Origin of the sequence: Aeromicrobium sp., assembly GCF_014378035.1 — a bacterium.
GTDB lineage: Bacteria > Actinomycetota > Actinomycetes > Propionibacteriales > Nocardioidaceae > Aeromicrobium.
In genome coordinates, this window is record NZ_JACMOM010000357.1 from 1 (window position 1) to 1,959 (window position 1,959).

Here is a 1,959-nt window from a genome sequence, read left to right on the forward strand (position 1 = left end):
TCCGAGAGTGGTCTCGGCCGGGCGGTCTTCCACCGGGGTGTCGTTCAGGCGTTCCTCGATCAGGTCGACCAGGCCGCTGCCGAAGTCGGGCGACACACCGGGGGTCGGCACACGCACCGCCGTGATGCCGAACTTCTCGCTCGTCTCCATCGCTTCGTTGTCGAGGTCCCACATGACCTCCATGTGGTCGCTCACGAAACCGAGCGGAACGATGACGACGGCACGGATACCGCGGGCCGGCAGCAGGGCGATCGCGTCGTTGATGTCGGGTTCGAGCCACGGCATGCTGGGCGGGCCGCTGCGGGACTGGTAGACAAGCTGCCACTGCGTCTTGAGCGGCACCGAGGAATCGTCCGGTTCCACGAGGGAGTCCATGACGACCTGGGCAACGGCGCGGTGCTGGGCCTCGTAGGCACCGCCCTCGCTGAAGCCGCGCTCGGGCGGGCCACTCTTGTTCGCATCGGTCATCGGGATGGAGTGGGTCGAGAACAGGATCTCGACCTCGGTGTCGACGTTTATGCCGGGGACAGCTGCCACGACGTCAGCCAGTCCCTGGGTCACGCCGGTGATGAACGGGGTCACGAAACCAGGGTGGTCGAAGAACTGGCGGATCTTGTCGATGTGCACGACGTTCGTCAGACCGGTGTCGCTGAGGGCCTTGGCGAAGTCTTCGCGGTACTGGCGGCATCCACTGTAGGAGCTGTAGGCACTCGTGGCGATCGCGAGGAGGCGATCCCGACCCTTGTCGTGGGCTTCGCTGATCGTGTCCTTCAGGTAGGGCGCCCAGTTGCGATTGCCCCAGATGACCGGCAGGTCGATGCCGCGCCGGTCGAGCTCCACCTGCAGTGCCGCCTTGAGCACGCGGTTCTGGTCGTTGATCGGGCTGATGCCGCCGAAGTGGCGATAGTGCGTGGCGACCTCTTCGAGGCGTTCCTCGGGGATGCCGCGGCCTCCGGTCACGTTGCGGAGGAATGGGATCACGTCGTCCTGGCCTTCGGGTCCGCCGAAACCGGCCAGCAGCACTGCGTCGTAAGCGGTCATTACTGAAGCACCTCGACCAGCTCGGCGGTGGAGATGCGGCGTCCGGTATAGAACGGGATCTCCTCGCGCACGTGGCGGCGGGCTTCAGTGTCGCGCAGGCCGCGCATCAGGTCGACGAGCTCGGTGAGCTCGTCGCTCTCGATCGGCAGCAGCCACTCGTAGTCCCCGAGGGCGAAGGCGGAGACGGTGTTGGCGATTGCACCGCGGTAGGCGGCGCCCTTGCGGCCGTGGTCGGCGAGCATCCGGCTGCGGTCTTCGTCGGGCAGCAGGTACCATTCAAAGCTGCGCACGAAGGGGTAAATGGTCATCCAAGCCTTCGGCGCGACGCCGCTCAAGAATGCCGGCACGTGGCTCTTGTTGAACTCAGCGTCGCGGTGCACTCCCATGGCGTTCCACGTCGGCAGCAGGCTCTTGAGCAGGCGGCTGCGGCGCAGCTCGCGGTTGGCCCACTGCAGGGTCTCGGCCTCAGGCGCGTGGGTCCAGATCATGACGTCGGCATCGGCCTTGAGACCGGAGACGTCGTAGAAGCCGCGCACGGTGACGCCTTCGGCTTCGATGAGGGCCACGACGTCGTCGAGCTCATTCACGGCGTGTGGTACGTCGCGACCGTCGAGGTCGTCGGGGTTGTGCGGGTCTTTTCGCAGAACGGTAAAGAGGGCGAACCCTTGCGGCGAGGCCGCGGGTCCCTCGGAATCGGTGGGATGGGTGGGCTGGACGCTGGTTACTGCCTCTCCGGCAGCCGGGTGAGTCATGGGTCTAGTTTGCTCCGAATTGCGCCGGGTACCAAAACCTGCCGTGCGGTTCCTGTGAACGAGCCGAACCGGGTTGATCGAAACTAACGGTTCTTAGCGACGGCGGAGGCACCGAACCAGACGATGATGCCGACGACGGTCGCCGCTCCGAGTGCGATTCCTGCGA

Annotated in this window: 2 protein-coding genes; both read right to left on the reverse strand. The window is 65.7% G+C overall.

What is annotated here, in order from left to right; translation table 11 throughout:
• On the reverse strand, positions 1 to 1,041 hold a 1,041-nt coding region (locus H7290_RS18845; RefSeq protein ID WP_290515559.1), incomplete at its 3' end, for a ferrochelatase.
• Positions 1,041 to 1,793, reverse strand: a complete 753-nt coding sequence (hemQ, locus tag H7290_RS18850) for a hydrogen peroxide-dependent heme synthase (RefSeq protein ID WP_290515560.1) — start codon at positions 1,791 to 1,793, stop codon at positions 1,041 to 1,043. The genes hemQ and H7290_RS18845, both read right to left, overlap by 1 nt.
• Between the last annotated feature and the right edge of the window lie 166 nt (positions 1,794 to 1,959).